1 protein-coding gene is annotated in these 2,644 nt (G+C 78.1%); it reads left to right on the plus strand.

What is annotated here, in order from left to right:
- Positions 1-2,644, plus strand: a 2,644-nt coding sequence (locus ABEA15_RS25485; protein WP_345559609.1) for a condensation domain-containing protein, incomplete at both ends; no start/stop codon positions are given.

Here is a 2,644-nt window from a genome sequence, read left to right on the forward strand (position 1 = left end):
GTGCCGCGGTGGTGCTGGCCGATCGCGATACCGTCCGCGACCCCGCCGCACTCGCCGACCTGCTGGAGTCCTCCGGTGCGTCGGTGATGCAGGCCACTCCCACGCTGTGGCGGGCGCTCGCCGAGGAGCGGCCCGAGTCCCTCGCGGGCCTGCGGGTGCTGACGGGCGGCGAGGCGCTGCCGGAGGCGCTGGCCGAGGAGCTGGCAAGCCGCGCCGAGGGGGTCGTGAACCTCTACGGGCCCACCGAGACCACGATCTGGTCCACCGCAGCGGGCATCGAGGCGGGCCGCCGCCGCCCTGCCGCCGCCCCCGCGTCCATCGGCGCGCCCATCGCCAACACTTGCCTCTATGTGCTCGACGCCGCGCTGCGCCCGGTGCCCGCCGGTGCGGCCGGGGAGCTCTACATCGCGGGCGCGGGTCTGGCCCGGGGCTACCACGGCCGGGCCGGGTTGAGCGCGGAGCGGTTCGTCGCCGACCCGTTCGGCCCGGCCGGCACCCGCATGTACCGCACCGGCGACGTCGTCCGCTGGGATTCCGACGGCGCGCTGGCCTACGTCGGCCGCGCCGACTTCCAGGTCAAAATCCGCGGGTTCCGCATCGAACTCGGCGAGATCGAGACCGCTCTGGCCGACCAGGACGGCGTCGCCCACGCCGTGGCCGCAGCCCGCGAGGACGAGCCGGGCCGGCCGCGCCTCGTCGGCTACGTCCGCCCGGCCGCCGGCGCCGCACCTGACCCCGCCGCGCTGCGCGCCGCCCTCGCCGCGCGCCTGCCCGAGTACATGGTGCCCTCCGCCGTGGTGGTGCTGGAGGAGTTCCCGCAGACCGCCAACGGCAAGACCGACCGCGCGGCCCTGCCCGCCCCCGCCCTCGCCGCGGCGGACGAGCCCGAGGCCCCCGCCGGGCCGTTCGAGGCCCGGCTGCGCGCCATCCTGGCCGACGTGCTGGACACCGGCGCCCTCGGCGGCGCCGACGACTTCTTCGCCCTCGGCGGCCACTCCCTGCTCGCCACCCGCGCCGCCAACCGCATCCGCGCCGAGCTGGGCGTGGAGGCGCGCGTGCGCGACCTCTTCGACGCCCCCACCCCCGCCGGGCTCGCCGCCCTGCTGGCGGCGCGCCCCGCGGCACGGCCGCCGCTCACCCGGCGCGCCGACCCCGACGCACCCGCGCCGCTGTCCTACGCCCAGGAGCGCTTGTGGTTCCTGGACCGGCTGCACGGGCCCGGCGCCGCTTACAACGTCCCGCTCGCCTTCCGGCTGCGCGGCGCCGTGGACGCCGGCGCGCTGGCCGCCGCCCTGCGCGACGTCGTCCTGCGCCACGCGATCCTGCGCACCGTCTACACCCCCGGCAGCGGCGGCGCCGCCGCGCGCCAGCGCGTCCTCGCGCCCGAGGAGGTCGGCGAGGTGCTGGAGGTCCGCGACGTCGCGGAACCCGAGCTGGACGCCGACGTGCACGAGGTGCTGCACCGGCCCTTCGACCTGGCCCGCGACACCGCCGTGCGCGCCGCGCTGCTGCGCACCGCACCGGGCGAGGCCGTGCTCGCGTTCGCGTTCCCGCACATCGCCACCGACGAGTGGTCCGAGGCGCCGTTCGTCCGCGACCTCGACGCCGCCTACGCCGCCCGCCGCGCCGGCCGCGCACCGCACTGGGAGCCGCTCGCCGTCGACTACGGCGACTTCGCCGCCTGGCAGCGCGCGTGGCTGGGCGAGGCCGGCGACCCGGCGAGCCCCCTGGGGCGCCAGCTCGCGTTCTGGCGCGGCGCCCTCGCGGGCGCGCCCGCCGAGCTCGACCTGCCCGCCGACCGGCCGCGCCCCGCTGCCCCGGACGGCGCCGGCGCGGCCGTCGACTTCGCCCTCGGCGCCGCCGAGCACCGCGCGCTGCTGGAACTGGCCGAGGGGCACGGCGCCACCGCGTTCATGGTCCTGCAGTCGGCGGTGGCCGTGCTGCTGCACCGCATGGGCGCGGGCGAGGACATCCCCATCGGCACACCCGCCGCCAACCGCGACGACGCCGCGGTGCACGACACCGTCGGCATGTTCCTGAACATGCTGACGCTGCGCACCGACCTCTCCGGCGGCCCCGACACCGCCGAGCTGCTCGCGCGGGTGCGCGCGGCCGACGTCGCCGCCTTCGCCAACGCCGACGCGCCCTTCGACCGCGTCGTGCAGGAGTGCGGCGCCCGCGGCTCGCTGGCGCGCCACCCGCTCTTCCAGGTCATGCTCACCTACCAGCGCGACCCCGACCGGCCGGCGCTGCTGGGCACCGAGTCCGGCATCCACCCGGTGGACATGCGCGCGGCAAAGGTCGACCTGGAGTTCACGTTCGCCGAGCGCCCCGGGACCCGCGGGCTGGCGGGCACGCTGCGCTACGCCACCGCCCGCTTCGACGCCGAGACCGCCGCGCGGATGGCCGAGCGGCTGCGGCTGGTGCTGGGGGCCATGGCCGCCGACCCCGGTCGGCGCGTCGGCACCATCGACGTCCGCACCGAGGACGAGCGGCGCCTGCTCGCCGCGGCCAACGCCACCGAGCGTCCCACCGGACCGCTGCTGCCCGAACGCCTGGCCCGCGCCGCCGCCGCGAACCCGCAGCGCACCGCTGTGGTTGCGGGTGGTGTCGCGGTGTCGTTCGCGGAGTTGGCGGGGCGTGC

This window comes from Streptomonospora halophila, from assembly GCF_039542725.1.
Lineage (GTDB): Bacteria > Actinomycetota > Actinomycetes > Streptosporangiales > Streptosporangiaceae > Streptomonospora > Streptomonospora halophila.